General features: G+C 72.6%; 12 protein-coding genes. 4 read left to right on the top strand and 8 right to left on the bottom strand.

Annotated features, from left to right (window positions below; genetic code table 11):
* Positions 1-328: 328 nt before the first annotated feature.
* Together CKO41_RS02375 and mtaB are read left to right on the top strand one after the other, a co-directional pair.
* Entirely contained in the window at positions 329-1,147 is an 819-nt protein-coding gene (locus CKO41_RS02375; RefSeq protein WP_200381131.1) for a hypothetical protein, read from the top strand.
* A gap of 42 nt (positions 1,148-1,189) precedes the next feature.
* The gene (gene mtaB / locus CKO41_RS02370; RefSeq protein WP_200381130.1) at positions 1,190-2,476 is read left to right on the top strand and encodes a tRNA (N(6)-L-threonylcarbamoyladenosine(37)-C(2))-methylthiotransferase MtaB; all 1,287 of its coding nucleotides are present in this window, start codon (positions 1,190-1,192) and stop codon (positions 2,474-2,476) included.
* 6 nt (positions 2,477-2,482) lie between these two features.
* On the opposite strand, the gene xthA is transcribed toward mtaB, so the two are convergent.
* The 6 genes from xthA to CKO41_RS02340 all read right to left on the bottom strand — a co-directional run bounded on the left by xthA (position 2,483) and on the right by CKO41_RS02340 (position 9,197).
* The gene (xthA, locus tag CKO41_RS02365; protein WP_200381129.1) at positions 2,483-3,301 is read right to left on the bottom strand and encodes an exodeoxyribonuclease III; all 819 of its coding nucleotides are present in this window, start codon (positions 3,299-3,301) and stop codon (positions 2,483-2,485) included.
* Between the two features lie 322 nt (positions 3,302-3,623).
* A complete protein-coding gene (locus CKO41_RS02360; protein WP_200381128.1) occupies positions 3,624-4,298 on the bottom strand; it encodes a class I SAM-dependent methyltransferase in 675 nt (224 codons plus the stop codon).
* Positions 4,295-5,542, bottom strand: coding sequence for a diaminopimelate decarboxylase (gene lysA / locus CKO41_RS02355; protein ID WP_200381127.1), 1,248 nt, complete (start codon positions 5,540-5,542; stop codon positions 4,295-4,297). Before lysA ends, CKO41_RS02360 begins: the two co-directional genes overlap by 4 nt.
* 10 nt (positions 5,543-5,552) lie before the next feature.
* A complete protein-coding gene (gene lptM / locus CKO41_RS02350) occupies positions 5,553-5,744 on the bottom strand; it encodes an LPS translocon maturation chaperone LptM (RefSeq protein WP_200254487.1) in 192 nt (63 codons plus the stop codon).
* Between the two features lie 108 nt (positions 5,745-5,852).
* Positions 5,853-7,130: an alpha-amylase family glycosyl hydrolase gene (locus CKO41_RS02345; protein ID WP_200381126.1), complete on the bottom strand. Its 1,278-nt coding sequence runs from the start codon at positions 7,128-7,130 to the stop codon at positions 5,853-5,855.
* A gap of 78 nt (positions 7,131-7,208) precedes the next feature.
* A complete protein-coding gene (locus CKO41_RS02340; protein WP_200381125.1) occupies positions 7,209-9,197 on the bottom strand; it encodes a glycogen synthase in 1,989 nt (662 codons plus the stop codon).
* 284 nt (positions 9,198-9,481) lie between these two features.
* On the opposite strand from CKO41_RS02340, the gene bioA reads away from it, so the two are divergent.
* The gene (bioA, locus tag CKO41_RS02335; protein WP_200381124.1) at positions 9,482-10,777 is read left to right on the top strand and encodes an adenosylmethionine--8-amino-7-oxononanoate transaminase; all 1,296 of its coding nucleotides are present in this window, start codon (positions 9,482-9,484) and stop codon (positions 10,775-10,777) included.
* Positions 10,778-10,867: 90 nt separating this feature from the next.
* Here bioA and CKO41_RS02330 read toward each other — a convergent pair whose 3' ends face one another.
* A complete protein-coding gene (locus tag CKO41_RS02330; RefSeq protein ID WP_200381123.1) occupies positions 10,868-12,049 on the bottom strand; it encodes a BPSS1780 family membrane protein in 1,182 nt (393 codons plus the stop codon).
* Positions 12,050-12,122: 73 nt separating this feature from the next.
* The gene (locus CKO41_RS02325) at positions 12,123-14,048 is read right to left on the bottom strand and encodes an SEC-C domain-containing protein (protein ID WP_200254475.1); all 1,926 of its coding nucleotides are present in this window, start codon (positions 14,046-14,048) and stop codon (positions 12,123-12,125) included.
* 313 nt (positions 14,049-14,361) lie between these two features.
* On the opposite strand from CKO41_RS02325, the gene CKO41_RS02320 reads away from it, so the two are divergent.
* Positions 14,362-19,170, top strand: coding sequence for a WD40 repeat domain-containing protein (locus CKO41_RS02320; RefSeq protein ID WP_200381122.1), 4,809 nt, complete (start codon positions 14,362-14,364; stop codon positions 19,168-19,170).
* The last annotated feature ends 4 nt before the right edge of the window (positions 19,171-19,174 follow it).

Genomic DNA, 19,174 nt, shown 5'->3' with positions numbered 1-19,174 from the left:
GGCGGATATGTGATGACTCAAGAGCAACCGGCACATCTTGAATTGGAACTACGAAACACGCGAAAAACGCAAAAAATCAATACATTTAGGATTGCCCCTGCTTTTCTCGGCTTTCGTGTATTTCGTAGTTTCTCGTCTTCCCCGCGCTTGTGTCGGTGGTTTCTGCATGGTTCCTATGGGTGTCGGGGCGCCGGCCGGGCCAGGGCTAGTGAGATCTCGGTCAGCGGGCCCGTCGGCCTGCAAGGGACGGAAGAGCGATCGTGCGATCGGTATACTCTGTCCCTGCCGAGTTTCCGAAATCCCGATCCGAACTCCGAGGGAGGCCCCGATGCGTCGTTCCCGCTTGTTGATCCTGACCCCGTGCGCGGCCGCGGCCGCGCTGTTGCCCGCGCTGGCCGCCGCCTGGATGCCTTACGATGAAGGCCCGCCCTGGGCGATGGGGCCAGGCGGTGTCCCGGTTCCCCCCGAGTGGGGTGCAGCGTCCGAGTCCGCCCCGATGCCTGCGCAGATGCCGGGCCAGATGCCCCCCGCCCCGCCCATGCCCGATTACGGCTACGGTCCGCCCGTCGGTCAAGTTCCCTTCCAGGGTGATGTCCCGCCGGGCTACGGCGAATTCGCCCCGCCCTGGCAGGGCGGCGACACCGCGCCTTGGGGGCCGCCGGCTGGCGGGCCGGGCTACGAATACGGGCCGCCGATGCCCGGCATGGGTTATGGGCCGGCCTTCGGCGGGGCGGAGCCAGGTGCGTCCAGTGCCCCGGGTAGCGCCGGTCCCGCGAGCGGTCCCGGCAGCGCCCCGTATCCCGGCTATCGGGATCGCCCGGCGCGGCCCCAGGCCGGCGGGCTGCGGGTCTCGCAGACGATGACCGACGACGCCTACGTGCTGGAGATCCCGCTCGATGGGCAGCGTCCGGAGTCGATCCAGGTCGAGCCGCAGGGGCGCGGGTTGCTGATCCGTCGCGACAGCTCGGCCCAGGTGAGCGAGGCGGATACCTTCGACGACGGGCGCGGTTATGCGCAGCGCTACAGCTACGCGACCGGTCGGGCGAGCCGCCGTCTGAGCGTCCCGCCGGACGGGGACCTGGCGGGCCTGAGCCGCGAGGACGGCCCCGACAGCATTCGCATCCGCATCCCGCGCCGCCAGCCCTGAGGGCCGGCCGGGCGCCGGCGCGGCGCCCGGCCTTCGTCCCTGATGCGCGTCCAGTTCCACACGCTCGGCTGTCGCCTCAACGAGGCCGAGGTCGAGCGCTGGGCGGCCCAGTTCCAGCGCCGGGGCGTGGCGCTGGCCGGTGCCGACGAGGGCGCCGACCTGGTGGTCGTCAACACCTGCGCGGTCACGCAGGAGGCGGTGCGCAAGTCGCGCCACCTGCTGCGCCGGGCGCGGCGCGTCAATCCCGCGGCCCGCCTCGTCGTCAGCGGCTGCTACGCGACGCTCGAGCCGGGGGCGCTCGCCGACCTCGCCGAGGTCGACCTGCTGGTGACCAACCGCGACAAGGACCGCCTCGTCGAGCTGGCGCTCGCCCGCCTCGACCTCGCCGGGGCCGCGCCAACCCCGGCCGACGTCGCCGCGCCGCTCTTCGCCCGCGGCCGCCAGCGGGCCTTCGTCAAGGTCCAGGACGGCTGCCGCCACCGCTGCACCTTCTGCATCGTCAACGTCGCCCGCGGCGCCGAGCGCAGCCGCCCGATCGCCGAGGTCTGTGCCGAGGTCGCGGGGCTCGTCGCCGCCGGCGTGCACGAGGTGGTGCTGACCGGCGTGCACCTGGGCGGCTATGCCGATGCGGGGGGCGGCGACCTGGCCGACCTGGTCCGGGCGCTGCTCGCCGAGACCGCGGTCGCGCGGCTGCGCATCGGCGCCCTGGAGCCTTGGGACCTGCCGGACGGGCTCTGGGGGCTGTTCGCCGATCCGCGCCTGATGCCGCACCTGCACCTGCCGCTGCAGAGCGGTTCGGACCGGGTCCTGCGCCGGATGGCGCGGCGCGGCACGACCGGCGACTATGCGCGGCTCGTCGCGGCGGCGCGCGCGGCCGTGCCGGATTTCGTCGTCACGACCGACATCATCGCCGGCTTCCCCGGCGAGGACGCGGCGGACTGGGCGGCGACCATGGACTTCGTCGCCCGCGTCGGCTTCGGCGATCTGCACGTCTTCGCCTATTCGCCGCGCGCCGGTACGCCGGCGGCCGGCTGGCCGGGGCAGGTCGACGCCGCCGTACGCCAGGCGCGGTGCCGCGAGCTCGGCGTCCTCGCTCGGGCGCTGCGGGCGGCGACGCTGTGCCGCTTCGTCGGGCGGCGGGTGGCGGTGCTGGTCGAGGCGCGCGGCCCGGCGGCGATTCCGGGACACTGGTCCGGCTACACGCCGAGCTATCTGCCGGTACGGGTCGCCGCGGGCGGTGCGCCGGTGCCGGTGAACCGCGTTGTCGAGGTGGCCCTGGTCGGCATCACCGACGAGGGTGCGGCGCTCGTCGGCGAGGCGCGGCCCTGAATCGCCTCAGACGTCGAGGCGGATCCACACCGGGCAGTGGTCGGAGGGCCGCTCCATCGCGCGGATGTCGTAGTCGATGCCGGCGTCGAGCAGGCGCTCGGCGAGCGGTCGGCTGACGAGGATCAGATCGATGCGCAGGCCGCGCTTGGGCTCGCGCTCGAAGCCGCGGCTGCGGTAGTCGAACCAGCTGAAGTGGTCGTCGGCGCTCGGGTGGACGACGCGGTAGGCATCGAGCAGCCCCCAGTCGAGCAGGGTCGCGAGCCACTCGCGCTCCTCGGGCAGGAAGCAGCACTTGCCGGTGCGCAGCCAGCGCTGGGCGTTGTCGGCGCCGATGCCGACGTCGATGTCCTGCGGGGCGACGTTCATGTCGCCGAGGACGACGAGCGGCTGTTCGGGCGAGAAGGCTCCGCGCAGGTGGGCGATCAGGTCCTGGTAGAAGCGCCGCTTGCCGGGGAACTTGACCGGATGGGCGCGGCTCTCGCCCTGCGGGAAGTAGCCGTTGATGACGGTGAGCTCGCCGCCGTCGGCGAGCCGGTAGCGGCCGGTGATGGCGCGGCGCTGGGCGTCCGCCTCGTCGAGCGGCAGGCCGCGCACGACCCCGAGCGGCTCCTCCTTGCTGAGCAGCGCGACCCCGTAGTGCGACTTCTGGCCATACCAGTGGGCGCGGTAGCCGAGTTGGGCGATCTCGGCGCTCGGGAAGGCCGCGTCCTCGACCTTCGACTCCTGGATGCCGATGATGTCCGGGTCGTGGCGCGCCTTGAGCGCCGCCAGCTGGTGGGGCCGGGCACGGATGCCGTTGATGTTGAAGGAGACGATCTTGAGCATCTGGGCGTCCTCGGGGCGCCGGTCCTGATACTGGTTCCGAACTACCCGCTGGCGATCGATCGTAGGCTGGGATGAGCTTGCGAATCCCAGCGTCCCCGTGGGCATACCGACCATCCGCTGCTAGAGTTCGTGCCTCACTCCGGTCTACGTCGCGAAGGAACGGTGCAGAAAAAACCGACACAAGCACGCGGAAGACAAGAAACTACGAAATGCGCGAAAGTCGCGAAAAAACGGCGGATTCTCCCGCGCATATTCAGCCTTTTCGCGTGTTTCGAGTGTTTCGTAGTTTAAAGAAGCTGCCCCGTTAGTTTTTGAATCATCGCTAAGCGCCCGGCAGCCGTCCGTGCACGGCCAGGTGGCGATCGCTGACGACGGCGACCTCCAGCCCCGAGAGGCCGGCCTCGGCGAGTTGCTCGACGACCTCGCGCGGCTCGAAGGCGGCGTAGAGGGAGTTGCGAAAGTCGCGGCGCAGGACCTCGGGCGAGCCGCCGGCGTAGGTCTCGACCAGGGCCTCGACCCAGGCGGCGCTGGCCGGGCGCATCAGGTCCATTACCAGGACCTGGGCGCCTGGCTTGCCGACCTCGGCCAGCGTGCGCCAGACGACCTGCGGGTCGTGCAGGTGGTGCAGCAGGCTGTTGGAGAGGATCAGGTCGTAGTGCCCGCGCGGCAGCTGGGGGCTCGGCAGCCGGTCGCAGATCAACTGGCAGCGTTGGGCGACGCCGGGCAGTTTGGCGAGGGCCGCGCGGGCGTGCTCGAGCATCGCCGCCGACCCATCGAGCGCGTCGCAGCGGGCGCGCGGACGGGCGCGCAGGAAGCGGATCACGATGTCGGCCGGTCCGCAGCCGAGGTCGAGCGCCTGGACGTCGTCGATCGGAGTCGTCGCGAACTCGCGCAGCAGCTCGATGAAGCGGGCGTTGGGCTCGGAGAAGTCCTCGAGGGCGTAGGCGCGGGCCTGCTCGGCCTCGTCCATCAGCTCCGGCTCGGGGCGGCGTTTCATGGCAGTCGGTTCTCCCCTGCGTAGAGGTCGGTGAGGGTCTCGCGGCGGCGCACGAGATGGGCCTGATCGCCGTCGACCATGACCTCGGCGGCGCGCGGGCGGCTGTTGTAGTTCGAGCTCATGACGAAGCCGTAGGCGCCGCTGCCGCGCACCGCGAGCAGGTCGCCGGGGGCGAGCGTCAAGGCCCGCTCCTTGCCGAGGAAGTCGCCGGTCTCGCAGACCGGCCCGACCAGGTCGTAGACCGCGGTCTCGCCGTGCGTGGCGCGCTGCACCGGGACGATCGCCTGGCGCGCCTGGTAGAGGGCCGGGCGCAGCAGGTCGTTCATCGCCGCATCGAGGATCGCGAACCGCTTGTGGGCGGTCGGCTTGAGGTATTCGACCCGCGTCAGCAGGATCCCGGCATTGCCGGCGATCGCCCGGCCGGGCTCGAGCAGGACCTCGTAGGGCAGGTCGGCCAGGTGCTCGCTGATGACGGCGGCATAATCCGCGGGCTCCGGCGGGCGCTCGTCGATGTAGCGGATGCCGAGCCCGCCGCCGAGGTCGAGGTGGCCGATCGGGATGCCGAGCGCCGCGAGGCGCCGGGCCAGCGCGAGGACCCGCTGTAGGGCGTCGACGAAGGGGGCGAGCTCGGTCAACTGGGAGCCGATGTGGCAGTCGATGCCGGTCACGTGCAGCCCGGGCAGGGCCGCGGCGCGGCGGTAGACGGCCTCGGCGTCGGCGATCGCGATGCCGAACTTGTTCTCCTTGAGGCCGGTGGCGATGTAGGGGTGGGTGCGGGCGTCGACGTCGGGGTTCACCCGCAGCGACACCGGGGCGATGCGCCCCATCGCCCGCGCGACCTGATCGAGGCGCACGAGTTCGGCCTCGGACTCGACGTTGAAGCCGCGGATGCCGACCTCGAGCGCCCGGCGCATCTCGTCCTCGCGCTTGCCGACGCCGGAGAAGATCACCCGCCCCGGGTCGCCGCCGGCGGCGAGGACCCGCTCCAACTCGCCGATGGAGACGATGTCGAAGCCCGAGCCGAGGCGCGCGAGCACGTCGAGGACGGCCAGGTTGGAGTTGGCCTTGACGGCGAAGCAGATCAGGTGCGGATGATCGCGGAAGGCCTGATCGAAGGCGTGCCAGTGGCGCTCGAGCGTCGCGCGCGAATAGACGTAGCAGGGGGTGCCGAAGCGTTCGGCGATCGCCGTGAGCGGGACGTCCTCGGCCCAGAGGGCGTCGTCGCGATAGTGGAAGTGATCCATCGCGTGTGGCCTATCGGCCGGTCGCGTCGGCGGCGGGCGGCGGTACCGGCGGCAGGTCGGTGGCGGCGCCGAGCCGCTCGGCGCGGTCCTCGGCCGGGTCGGGCAGGTAGAGGTCGCCCTTCTGCCCGCAGGCCGTGACGATACTGCCGACGCCCAGGATCATGACGACGGCGATGAAGAGGTAGCGTGCCCAGCAGTGCATCGGTCTGGCTCGGCCTTCGAGGCGATGGCGAAATGGCGCAGTATAGCGCCCCGGGGCCGGTGCGGTCTCGGTCCGCGCACGCCGCGGCCGAGGCGGCCCCGACTCGCGTCAACCGCCCGGGGCGGTGACGAAGACGCGGGCAATGCCCGGCCCCAGGTCGATGCTATAGGGGGCCGGTACCGGCTCGCGCTGCGCCGGGGGCAGGTCGGGCGAGACCTCGATCAGCGGGGCCTGGACGTGTTGCGAGAGGTCCTCGGCGTGGAAGTGCTGCGGGTGCCACGGGTCCTTGTTGAGGACGATCAGGGCCCGGCTGCCGTCGCGCTCGCTGGCCTTGCGCAGCAGCAGGACGGCCGGGTTGTCGTGGTCGAGGAGCCGTGTCTCGCCCTCCTGGCGGAAGATCGCATGGTCGACCTTGATCTGGTTGACCTGGCGGATGAAGTCGGTGAGGTCGACGGCCGGCTCCTCCCAGTGCTCGGGGCGCGTCTCGACGACGTGCAGGCGACCGCGGAAGCCGTACTCGAAGCCGAGCGGCATCATGACGCCGCTGGAGAACAGGGCCGTGAACAGGTAGCGCTGCTTCATCGCCTGGGGGTTGTGGTCGGATTCGGTGAAGAGCCGCTCGGTGTCGTGGCTCTCGGGGAAGCCGATCGACGGGGCGATGCGACGGGTCGCCTCGTACTGCTCCAGCAGCCAGGGGCTCTGGAAGTCCCACCACTTGGCGCTGTTGAAGATGGCGTCGAAGCCGGCCGCGGCCGTCTCGCGGGTCTGCTCCGGCGAGCAGCCGAGCGTCTCGGCGACGAACAGGCTCTCCGGGTGGCGCCCCTTGATCTCGCCGATCAGGCGGCGCCAGAAGGGCGCCGGGATCTGGTAGGCGGCATCGCAGCGAAAGCCCCGGAAGCCGAGCCCGATCAGGTAGTCGACGATCGCCACGCAGTAGCGCCAGAGGCCCTCGGCATCCGGGCTGTGGTGGTGGTCGAACTGGGCGAGGTCGCCCCAGACGACCTTGCGTCCGTCGGCCTCGACGCAGTAGGGATGGGCCACGCTGTCGCCGTCGCGGACGAACCACTCCGGGTGCTCGCGCACCAGCGGTGCGTCGTGGGCGCAGTGGTTGACGACCAGGTCGACCATCAGGCGCAGGCCGAGCCGTTCGGCCTGCGCGGCCATCGCGCGGACCTGATCCTCCGGCGACTGTGCCGCGTGCGGTGCGAGCAGGGCCGGGTTGATCGCGAAGTAGTCGGCGATCGAGTAGAGGCTGCCCGACTCGCCCGGGGGCTGGATCGGGTTTACGAAGACCCAATCGAAGCCCAACCCCGCGGCGCGCTCCAGGTGCGGGGTCCAGTGCGGCAGGCGCCCGGCGAGCAGCGGGAACAGATTGTAGATTCTCATCGTCGGCGATCGATTCCTGGCGTCGGTTGCGTTCTGGTCATGCGTCGGCCCGGTCGGCGGCGGCCGAGGCGGGGGCGGCTATTTGTCGCGGATGTAGTCGTAGATGTTGAGGTAGTCCTGGCCGGGGCGATTCCACGAGTAGTCGGCGCGCATTGCGTTCTTCATCAGCTCACGGAAGTGCTCGGGGTACTGGTGGTAGCAGGCGAGACCCCGCCCCAGCGCCGATTCCAACCCGGCCTGGTCGTAGTGTTCGAAGACGTAGCCGTTGCGCTCGTGCAGCGGGCGGGAGGAGTGGTCCTTGTCGAAGACGGTGTCGGCCAGACCGCCGACCGCGCGCACGATCGGGATGGTGCCGTAGCGCAGCGCGATGAGCTGGGTCAGACCGCAGGGCTCGAAGCGGCTCGGCACCAGCATCATGTCGGCCCCGGCGTAGATCAGGTGCGAAAGGTCCTCGTCGAAGCCGATCTCCAGGTGGCAGTCGGGGCTGTCGTTGAGCATCCGCTTGAGGCCCCAGAAGTCGGCGTTGATGCCCGGGTCGGGGCTGGAGCCGAGCAGCACGAACTGGCCGCCGCGCTCGAGGGTGTAGAAGATCGCGTGGCGCACCAGATCCAGGCCCTTCTGCGGGTCGAGTCGGCCGATGAAGGCGACCATCGGCTTTTCGTTGTCGGCGAGCATCAGGCGGTGGCGCAGCGCGCGCTTGTTGTCGTACTTGCCGTCGATCGTGTCGAGGCCGTAGCGCACCGGGATGTGTTGGTCGATCTCGGGGTTCCAGACGTCGTAGTCGATCCCGTTGACGACGCCGCCGTACTTGACCTGGTGCATGTGCAGGGTCGGTTCGAGGCCGAAGCCCTGGCCCTGGTCCTTGGTCTCGGCGGCGTAGCGTGGCGAGACGGTCGTGACGAAGTTGGCGTAGACGACGCCGCCCTTGAGCAGGTTCAGCGCGTTGGGGTGGCGGTTGTCGCGCAGGCGGTGGTAGTCGAAGTAGCGTTCCGGTTGATGCAGGCCGGTCGCGCGCAGCAGCTCGCCGCCGGTCAGGCCCTGGTGGGCGAAGTTGTGGATCGTCAGGCAGACCCGCGGGTGGTTCATCCCGAGGCGCTGATAGATCTCGTAGAGGAACACGGGCACCAGCGCCGTCTGCCAGTCGTGGCAGTGGATGATGTCCGGGTGCTTGCCGGCGCGCCACAGGAACTCCATCGCCGCGCGCGAGAAGAAGGCGTAGCGCAGGACGTCGTCGGGGAAGCCGTAGATGCTGCCGCGGCTGAAGAAGTCGTCCCGCGAGTGGGGTTCGATGAAGAAGCACTTGCGGCCATGGACGAACCCGAAATAGACGGTGCAGTGGATCGCCGCCTCGTACCAGGGCACCCACAGGTCGTGGCAGACCTCGTGCAGCTCGAAGATGTGGTCGTAGCGCAGCGTCGCGTACTTCGGCAGGATGACCTCGACGTGATTGCCGCGGATCGCCAGTTCGCGGGTGAGGCCGAAGACGACGTCGGCGAGGCCGCCGACCTTGGCGACCGGCGCCATCTCGGGGGCGATCTGGACGATGAAGAGGCTCTGGCGCGACGGGTAGCTCGGCGCCGGGGGCGGCGTGTCGGGTGCGACGCCGGGCGTGCCGTCGGTCGTCGGGCCGGCCCGGACGGCCGTGGTCGGTTCGCCCGCTTGCGGTGGCCGTTCGGGCGCCGGTGGCGCCGGTGCCGTCGGTTCGGTCTTGGCCGGGGCTGCGGTGGGGGCTGGCCGTGGTGCCGTCGGCATCGGACGGGCCGTGGGGGCTGGCCCGCTCGCCGGTGCCGCCTCGGGCGCCTCGCCGGCGGATGGCCGTGCGAGCGCGCGCGTCGGGGCGGATCGCTCGGTTGCGGCCGGTATGCTGCGTGGGGTGGCGGCGTTGTCTGCCGGCGACCGCTCGGTCGGTTTGGCAGGGGTCTCGGCCACGGCCTCGGCGCTCGCCGCGGCCTGTGGGTCGGGCGCACGCTGCGGCGCGGGCGCCGCTTCGGTGTCCTCGGCCCCGAGCTTCGGCTCCAGGCGCGGCGGGGTGGCAGGCGTGTCGTTCTTGGGGGGCTTGATGGCCATGACCTCTATTCCTGGACCAGCATCGAGGGGTGGGCGGGCGCGCCATGGGGCGCCTCGGCCAGTCGGTGGGGCCGGAGCGGCTCGCGAGCGCCCCGCGGGACCGGCATCGGGGGGCCGACCCCGCGGGCTCGGGACGGATGGTAAAGCAGTTGTGTGAAGGACGGGAGGGCGAAGCGAGCGAAAATCCCTGCCGTTCGGGTGCGCCGGGCGGTGCGGCGGCCCCATCGCCGGCCCGCGCTCGCGCTACCATGGGGCGTCAGACCTGCCCAACGGAGGATCCGCCGATGGCCGATACGCTCGACCTGGCCGCCCGCGACGCGGCCCACGCCTGGCACCCCTACACCGCGACACTCGATCAGGACCCCGTCTATCCGGTGCGCCGCGCCCAGGGTTGCCTGATCGAGCTGGTCGACGGGCGGGTCCTGATCGACGGCATGGCCTCCTGGTGGTGCGTGATCCATGGCTATGGCCACCCGGTCCTGAATCGGGCGATCGAGGGGCAGCTCGGGCAGATGGCCCACGTCATGTTCGGGGGGCTGACCCATGCCCCGGCCGTCGAGCTGATCGAGCGGCTCGTCGCGTTGACGCCGGAGCCGCTCCAGCACGTCTTCCTTTGCGATTCCGGGTCGGTCTCGGTCGAGGTCGCGATCAAGATGGCGATCCAGTACTGGCACGCCCGTGGCCGCCCGCGCAAGCAGCGCCTGGCGACGATCCGCCACGGTTACCACGGCGACACGCTCGGGGCCATGTCGGTCTGCGACCCGGTCACCGGCATGCACACCCTGTTCCGCGGCCTCCTGCCCCAGCAGCTGTTCGCGCCGGCCCCGGCGAGCCGCTTCGGCGAGCCCGGCGAGGCGCCGGACGGCGCTGCGCTGGAGGCCCTGCTCGAGGCCCATCACGAGGAGCTCGCGGCGCTGATCCTGGAGCCGATCGTCCAGGGGGCCGGGGGGATGCGCTTCTATTCGGCCGACTACCTGGTCGAGGCGCGGGCCCTCTGCGACCGCTGGGGCCTGCTCTTGATCGCCGATGAGATCGCGACCGGCTTCGGGCGCACCGGGCGCCTGTTCGCCTGCGAACACGCCGGCATCGCGCCGGACATCATGACCGTCGGCAAGGCCTTGACCGGCGGTTACATGACCCTCGCCGCGACGCTCGCGACCGGCGAGGTCGCGCGCGCCATCTCCTCCGGCGAGCCCGGGGTCTTCATGCACGGGCCGACCTTCATGGGCAACCCGCTCGCCTGCGCCGTCGCCAACGCGAGCATCGATCTGCTCCTCGGTCAGGACTGGTCGGGCGAGATCCGCCGCATCGAGCGGGGCCTGACCGCCGGCCTCGCCCCGTGCCGCGACCTGCCCGGGGTCGCCGACGTGCGCGTGCTCGGCGCGATCGGCGTCGTCGAGCTCGCGCGGCCGGTCGTCATGCGCCGCGTCCAGCGCCGCTTCGTCGAGCGCGGGGTGTGGGTTCGCCCGTTCGGGCGCCTCGTCTACCTGATGCCGCCGTACGTCGTCAGCGACGCCCAGCTCGCGACCCTCTGCGAGGCCCTCGTCGCGGTCGTGCGCGAGGAGACGGCGGCGGCCTGATGCGCCGCCCCGGCCATGCGGCAGGCGCTCAGCGTCGATCGGGTCGGGAAAGCAAAGCGCATCCCGCTATTGAAAAAACAGGTTCCGTCGTCACGAGTCGAGGCCCCCGGCCTCGGCGGTCCGCCAGCCGGTGTCGAAGTAGATGTCGCGGTAGGCCGCGTAGAGCGAGGCCATCAGGATGGGCATCACGACCAGCAACCCGAGCAGCAACGGGAGCGAGCCGATGACGAGGAGGGCGGTCGCGATCAAGCCGTAGAGCAGCAGCGGCAGGATGTTCTTCAGGCAGCCGCGGAAGCTCAGGCGCATCGCGGCGACGGCCTTCATCCCGTCGATCGCGACCAGTGGCGGGGCGAGGAAGAGGGCCATCGCCAGCGGGATCGCGAGCAGCATCGCGACCAACAGCGGCAGCAGCAGTGCCGGGGTGATCATCGGCAGCACCTGCCCCGGGTCCGCGCCGGCGACGGTGCCGGGCGGCAGCGATGCGGCGGTGACGAACAGCGAGCCGCTCATCAGGAGGCCGACGATGAGCGCGATCACGAGACCGCCCACCAGATAGATGACGCCGATCAAGGCCAGCTGCCCGGCCCGCTCGTAGAGGCCCGCGAAGAGGTGCTCCAGGCGCAGGGGCTCGCCGCGCTCCTGATCCTGCGCCCCGATCATCAGGCCGCCGGTGAGCATGGGTCCGAGGAGGGTGCTGGCGATGCCCCCGACCAGCGGCACCAGGCCGACGGCGATCGTGAGGACGTAGAGGAGCAGCACGGCCCCGATCCAGGGCCAGGGGTCCCGTTTGAAGTGCCAGAAGCCGCGCACGATCCAGTCCCAGCCGGCGCGGGGACCGCGCGCGTGGGGGGCGGTCGGGGCCGTGTCGGCCGGCGTCGGCGCGTGGCCCGGGTGAGGCGGATCGTCGCTGTTTGGCAAGGGCGGCGTCGCCTTGGTCAGGATGACGCCGGCACCCTGGCGGGGCGCCAGCGCCCCGGCCGGCGGCGCCTCGTGCGCCCGCGGGTCCTTGGGCACCAGCTCGAGGTCGAGAGGGCGCGGCCCGAGCGCCACCAGACGTACGACCAGCCCGATCTCCTCGAGGGCGCCGCGGAAGGACTCGGCGGTCTCGGCGTCGACATCCCTCTTCAGCACATGCTCCTGGCCGTCGAGAAGCAGGCGCCGCGCCCGGTCCTCGGGGATCCCGAAGCGGGCTGCGAAGCCCGTCACGGCCGCCTGGGCGCGGACCTGCGGTTGCAGCTCACCGCAGTAGACGACGTTGAAGCGCGGATCCATGGTCGGCCCTCCGACGGTTGACTGGGGTTGAGCTGGTCGCGTTCTTCGCCTCTGCCGTGCGTCTGTGGCCCCGTCAGGCCGTGAGTCGCTTGAGCCAGGCGAGAATGCCGGGTTCGGCGGCCCAGACGTCGCGCATCGCCTCGCGATAGAGCCAGGCCTGGACCTCGCCGCTCGGCGCGCTCGGCCAGCGCGGCGGCTGTGGCGGCTTGATGCGCTGGCGCGTCAGGTAGGCCGGGATCGACGGCAGCCGGCCGACGGCCAGGTCCAGGGCCTGGGCGGCCCGCTCCGGCTCGCCGAGCCGGTAGAGGGCGAGTACCTCGCCGTAGATCAGATCGGCGAGCCGGTCGTCGGGGAAGCGTCGGGCGAGCTCCAGGGCCTCGTCGTCGCGGCGCTCGCGCAGGTAGTGGTTCATCAGGTCGGCCCGCACGCCATGGTTGTCGCGCGGGTTCAGGCGCAACAGGTCCTCCAGCACCGCCGTCGCGCGACCCGGCCGGTCGGCCTCGATCAGGTAGAGGTAGTGGCGAAAGAGGAGCCGCAGCGCTGGCTGGTTGCGCGCGGCGCGCCATGGGATGGTGCGCGAAGAGGCCCGCGGTACGGCCTTTTCGACGATCGCGGCGGCGCGCTCCAGCAGCGGTGGCAGCAGGGCCCGCACGACCCAGGGCAGGGCGCTCTCGGGGTGCGAGAAGATCGCGGTCGCGAGGTCGTCGAGGACGTCGAGGCTATCGCCGGCCTCCGGGTGATGGGCGAGGAATTCGAGCCAGTCGCCGCCGATCCAGGCGTGTTCGTCGTCGGCCGGCGCCAGGTCGGTCGAGAAGGGCTTGGCGGCCTTGAAGACCTGGTGCCAGGCGGTCTCCAGGCGGGACAGGCCGGCGCCCGGGCGCAGCTGCGCCTCGGTGCCGGGGAGCTCGTAGGGTCGGCGGCGCGCCGGGACCTCATCGGGGCTGAAGAGCTCGAGCTGGCCGCTCGGCGCCTCGTCCTGGCCGAGGGGCAGAGGCGTCAGCCGGTGGCGCGGCACCGGCCGCGTGGCGATCGTCCGCAGCCAGTCGTGGAGGCGGATCAGCGCCGGGTCGAGGACCGGTCGCTGACTCGTCATCAGGGCCTCCTGGGGATCGGCGGCGGCCTGCCCGAGGAAGGTCAGGATGTCCTCGTCGTCGAGGCCGTTGCGCACCAGGCGATAGCGCCACAGCTCAGCCCGCCGGCGGGCCTCCTCATCGCGGTGCTGGGCCGTGAGCAGTGCGATCTCCAGGAACGCGAGCGCTGGGTCGTCGGGCGTCTGGCGCAGCGCCTGGACGAACGCCTCGTGGGCGGCGGCGAAGTCGCCCTCGTCGAGGCGCCCGGCGCTCAGCCGGCGCCAGGCGGCGCCGCGCAGGGTCCGCTCGTCGCTGCGCGTCATGCGGGTCAGGAAGGCCCGCTTCTTCTTCCAGTGGTCGAGGCGGTCGTAGGCGTCGCAGAGCACCTCGAGGGCTAGCTCGGCGTGCGCGGCGTCGGGCTGGCCGAGCAGCGCCTCGAGCAGGGCGACCGCGCGCAACGGGTGGTCGAGCTCGAGCCAGCGCTCGGCGACCTTGGCCTGGAGGTGGTCCGGGACGACGGCGAGGGCCAGCGCGCGCTGCAGTTCTCGCTCCGAGAGTTCGGCGAGCAGCAGTTCCCAGATGACGTCGCTGGAGAGGTCCGGGAGTTCGTCGGTGCGCCCGCAGCAGGCCTCGAAGGGTTCCTCCGAGCCGCAGGGGCAGGGGGCATCCTCGCGCGCGAGCAGCGGGACGGTCTGGAAGTCGCGATCCGGGCGCGGGGTGGCGCGCCAGATCGCGGCGGCGAGCAGGGTCGCGACGCGGCGGATCTCGGCGGCGCTCAGCGGCGCCTCGCCGAGCCGCAGGACCTCGGGTACCCGGCGCTGCGCCCAGGCGATGAAACGCTCGGCGTCCTGGCCGGTCAGGATCTCCTGCAAGGCCTCGATGATGAGCCCCTCGATGCGTTCGCCGTCGTGCGTCTCCTGGTGGAACATGACTCGGTTCCTCCTCACATGGGCTCACATCGAGGTCGGCCAACGGCGGGCCGACGATCTCGAATTGTAACGCGCCCGGGCCGGGTTCGGCGACCGCCGCGCAGGGTGCCCCGGCCCGTGCTAGAGTGCCGGACAGCTGTCCGGGCGTGCGGCCCCTGGCGCTGGCACCGATCCGGCCGGGTCGCCGAGGGCGCCGGCGATGATCGAAGCCAGGATCGCGGAAACGGCCGTCGATCCCGGTCGCGGCGTGCGGTCTGCGATCGGCTCCTGGCTGAAGGCCCTCCAACTGCCGCTTCCCACAATGACCGAAGCGATGACCGACACACGGGTGCGCATCTTCGTCTCCTCCCCGTCCGACGTCGACCACGAGCGGGCGCTGGTGCGCGACATCATCGAGCAGTTGGCCCAGGAATACCTGCCCTATTTCGCGCTCGAGCCGATCCTCTGGGAGCAGGAGGCCCTGACCGCCGACCGGACCTTCCAGGCCGGCCTGCTGCGCCCGGCCGACTGCGACATCGTCCTCGTCGTCCTCTGGACCCGCCTCGGCACCCCGTTGCCCGAGGACCCCTACCAGGGGATGACGGGGACCGAGTGGGAATTCGTCAGCGCCGTCGAGGCCTCCGACCGGCGCGGGCGCCCCGAGGTGCTGGTCTTCAAGAAGACCAGTCCGCGTCTGGTCGACATCACCAATCCGCAGGCCACCCAGGCGGCGCTGGAGGACCGGCTGCGGTTGGAGGCCTTCTTCGCGCGCCACTTCTTCAACGAGGACCGCACCTTCCGGCGTGCCTTCCGCACCTTCGCCAGCGATGCCGCCTTTCGCGAACTCGTCGAGACCCAGCTGCGCCGGCTCCTGAACCGGCGCATCGGCGTCGAGCGGCGCGGCACCGGCCGCCCCGCCTGGCGGGGCAGCCCGTTTCGTGCCGGGGCGCCGTTCGAGGTCGCCGACGAGCGCATCTTCACCGGGCGCGAGCGCGAGACGCGCGACCTCGTCCACCGCATCGCCGCGGGCGCCGGCGGCGGGCGCCGCCTGCTGGTCGTCACCGGTCCGAGCGGCTGCGGCAAGACCTCGTTGCTGCGCGCCGGTCTGCTCGCGGCCCTGGCGCGGCCGTTCCTGATCGAGGGCGTCGCCGGCTGCCGCTGGTGCCTGCTCGAGCCGGTCGCCGGTCGCTCGCCGCTCACCGCGTTGGCCGCCGGGCTAGCGGCCCAGGATTGCCTCGGCGCGGCCCTGGCCGAGCTTGGGGTCGGGGCGGCGGACCTGGTCCGGCTGCTCGCCGCCGATCCGACGACGGCCGCCCGCCAGGTCGCGGCCGCGCTGGTCCGCCAGGCGCGCCTCAGGGCGCTCGAGAGCGGCGGCAGCGGCGATCGCCTGCTGCTCGCGATCCTCGCCGATCCGCTCGAGGGGCTCATCGAGGCCGGTACCGGCGGGGCGGCGGCGCGCGCCCTGGCGGCGCTCGCCGAGCGCGAGGACGTTTGGGTCCTCGCCGGCCTGCGCAGCGATCGCCTGCCCCGGCTGGCCGAATTCGCGCCATTGGCCGAGCGGCTCGATGCGGCGGCCATCTACCGGCTCGGGCCGCCGCCGGCCGGGCGCATCCGCCAGGTGATCCAGATCCCGGCGCGGGTCGCCGGGCTCGATTACGAGGGCGATGAGCCCGGCGCCGGGCGCGGCGTCGTCGACCTGCTCGAGGCCGAGGCGGGTCGCCTCGAGCACTGGCCGCCGCTGTTGCAGCTCGCCCTCGAGCGGCTCTACGTCGCCCGTGGCGAGGACGGCCGACCCGCCGACGGCCCCTTGAGTCTCGCCGCCTACCGCGCCGCCGGCGGTCTGCTCGGGGTGACGATCGCCCGGGCCGATGCCGTCTGGGCCGGCCTCGACGAGGCGGCCCGCGCGACCCTGCCGCGGCTGTGCCGCGGGCTGATCAGCCTCGAGGGCGCCGCCGAGCAGCGCCCGACCCGCCGCACGGGCGATCTCGCGACCCTCGCCGCGGACCCCGCCTGCGCGCGACTCCTCGCGGCCCTGATCGAGGCGCGGTTGGTCGCCGCCGACGGGCAGGCGGATCCGGGCGACGGTGGGGGCGCCTGTCCGCCCGCCGACTACAGTCTCGGCGCCTACCTCCGTCAGATCCTGCGCGACGGGCGGGTCGGGTGGGGTCGGCGGCCGGCCGCGCGTCCGGTGACCGAGGTCGCCGTCGTCGCCCGTGCGAACGCGGTGGCGGGCGAGGACGAGGCCGATGCGCCCCACTGGGAACGGCTGCGGGCGACCGCGACCTTCACCCACCCTCGGCTCCTCGCCGATTGGGGGCCGGTGCGCGACTGGCTGGCGCAGCCCGCCAACCGTCGCGTCCTGCAGCTGCGCGCCCAGCTCACGCGCCAGGCCCTGTTGTGGCGGCGCACCGACTACAATCGCGAGTACCTCCTCGGCGAGGCCGGCTACGCCCTGGCGCGGCCGCTGTTCGAGGACATGCGCCCGGAGCTCGAGCCGATCGAGGCCGAGCTACTCGACCACTCGGCGCGCCACCTGCGCTTCAAGCGGCGACGCAACTGGGCCTTCCGGGGCCTCGCCGTGACGCTCTTCGCGCTGCTCGTGGTCGCGACCGGGGCGGCGCTACGCGCGTGGGAGGCCAACCGGGTCGCGACCCTCAATCTTCAGCGCAGCCTGCTCAACGAGGCGGATCTCGCGATCGGCCAGGGCAACACTCCCCGCGCCGTGCGCCTGGCCCTCGATGCCGGGCCGTACCTGCCCGACGCCGCGCTCGACACGCTGAGCCGCGCCTTCACGGCCAAACGCCTGATCGCGATGGCCCCGGCCGGGGACGGGCCGCCGGCCTTCAGCGCCGATGGCACGCGCCTCGCGACCCTGCTGCCTCGCGGCCTGCCCTCCGGTGGCGGGGGCGGCGGCGTGCAACTGTGGCGACTCGCCGACGACCGGTTCGTCCCCGCCGAGGTCCTGGCGACGCCGGCGGCGCCCCTGCACCAGGTGCGCCTCGCCGGCCCCGCCAGCGCCCCGGGCGAGGGGGCGGTCCTGGTCGGCCTCGGCGAGGGCGGTCTGTGGCGACTGCCGGCGGCCGCCGATGCCGCCCCCGACTATCCGTGCCCGAGCACGGCCGCGAGCCTGACGGCCGTCGATCCAAGCGGTCGCTTCCTGGCCGTTACCCATGGGGCCGATGGCGGGCAGGTCTGCCTCGTCGATCTCGCGACCCCGGGGCGGGTCGTCTTCGATCGCCCCGTCCACGAGCAGGAGATCCGCAGCCTGGTCTTCGCCCCCGACGGCGACGCGCTCCTCACGGCCTCGCGCGATGGGCGGGCGCGGCTCCTCGCGCGGGCCGATGGCCGCGAACTCCTGGCCCTGCCCGGCGACGGGCCGCTCGGGCGGCCGATCAACCGGGCCGTCTTCGACGCCGCCGGGGAGCGCATCGCGCTGGCCTGCGCCGACGACCGCACGCGGGTCTACCGCCGCGACGGCACCCGGTTGACCGAACTGGCCGAGATCCGCCGCGATGGGCGCACCATCGCGCTGCACAAGAGCGGCGTGCGCGATGTCGCCTTCGCCCCGGACGGGCGCTTTCTGGTCGCCGTCGACGACGACGGTCAGGTCGTGCGCTGGGACCTCGCGCGGACCGCGAGCGCGGATGTGTTGGGGCACCACGGCCTCAGCGCCGACCTGGTGCGCATCGTCGCCCCGCCGGGGCGCGAGCCGCTGGTCCTGACCGCCTCGCTCGACAAGACCGCCCGTCTTTGGGGCCTGGATACCGGTCGCGAGCAGGCCGTCTACAGTCACAATGCGGCCGTCAGCGGGGCGGCCTTCAGCACCGACGGGCGGCGCGTGATGACCTATTCGGCGGCCGGCGGCACGGCGCGGCTGTGGGGCGTCGCGCCGCTCTCGCGCCTCGCGTACCGTCTCGCCCACGAGGACCACGTCTGGTCGGTCGCCGTCGCCGACGCCCCCGCGGCGCTGGCGCCGCACGGCGAGGCCCTGCTGGTCGCGAGCGCGGCCTTCGACGGCACGGTCGGTGTCTGGCGTTATGACCGCCGCGGCGACGGCGCGCCGCCGCAGCGGGTCGTCGCCCTCGCAGGGCACACCGAACGGGTGCGCCGCGCGCAATTCGCGCCCGACGGCCGGCGGCTCGCGACGGCGGCCTTCGACGGCACCGCGCGGGTCTGGGACCTGGTCGATGGGCGGACCTGCGTGCTCGAGGTCGGCGCCGGCGCGGCGAAACCCTGGGTCCATCAGGCGCAGTTCGGCCCGGGGGGCGACTGGCTCGTGACCGCCTCGGGCGACCCCGAGCGCCCGCTGCGGCTGTGGGACCCGGCGGCCTGTCGCGCGCTCGCTCCGGAGGTCTTCGCCGCGGCGCACGGCGCCCCCGTCCAGGCCTTGGCCATCGGCGCCGACGGCCAAGGCGGGGCCCTGGTCGCGGCTGGCGACGATGCCGGGCGCGTCCGCGTCTGGCGCCGTGCGGGCGATGGCACCTGGTCGTCGCTCTGCGGGCTCGCGCCGCACCGCGCGCCGGTCCTCGACCTGGCCTTGGCCCCGGATGGCGGGTTGCTCGCGAGCGCCAGCGAGGGCGGCCGGGCGGCCCTCGTGCGGATCGCCGCGGACGGCTGCGAGCCGCTCGCGTCTCTGGAGGGGCACGAGGGCACCGTCTACAGCGTCGGCTTCGCACCGAATGGCGAGCGCCTGGTCACCGCCTCGCTCGACGGCACCGCGCGTCTGTGGCGCCGCGATGGCACCCGGGTGGCGACCCTCGCCGGCCACCAGGACCGCATCTACCGGGCCGCCTTCAGCCCCGACGGTGCCTGGCTCCTGACCGCCTCGCGCGACGGCCAGGTGCGGCTGTGGCGCAACCCGCCGGGGGGGCGTGAGGCGCCCGAGTCGTCGTTCCTGGTCCTCGGCGCCGCCCTCGGGGGCGTCGCCGACGCCGTCTTCAGCCCGGACGGACGCTACATCGCGGCCGCCTATTGGGAGAACGCCGCCCTGCTCTGGCGCGTCTGGGGCGAGGCGCACGGGGGGGCGCCGGGGTTGGCCGCGACCTGGGGCGAGGAACGGGCGCGGTTGGTGCTGCTGCGCGAGGCGGTGCGTTTCCGCGCCGCCAACCGCTTCGACGAAGAGGTGGCGGCGCTGCCACAATAGGGAC

The organism is Thiococcus pfennigii, assembly GCF_016583835.1.
GTDB classification, from domain to species: Bacteria; Pseudomonadota; Gammaproteobacteria; order Chromatiales; family Chromatiaceae; genus Thiococcus; species Thiococcus pfennigii.
This window is presented reverse-complemented; position numbering and strand designations above follow the sequence as displayed.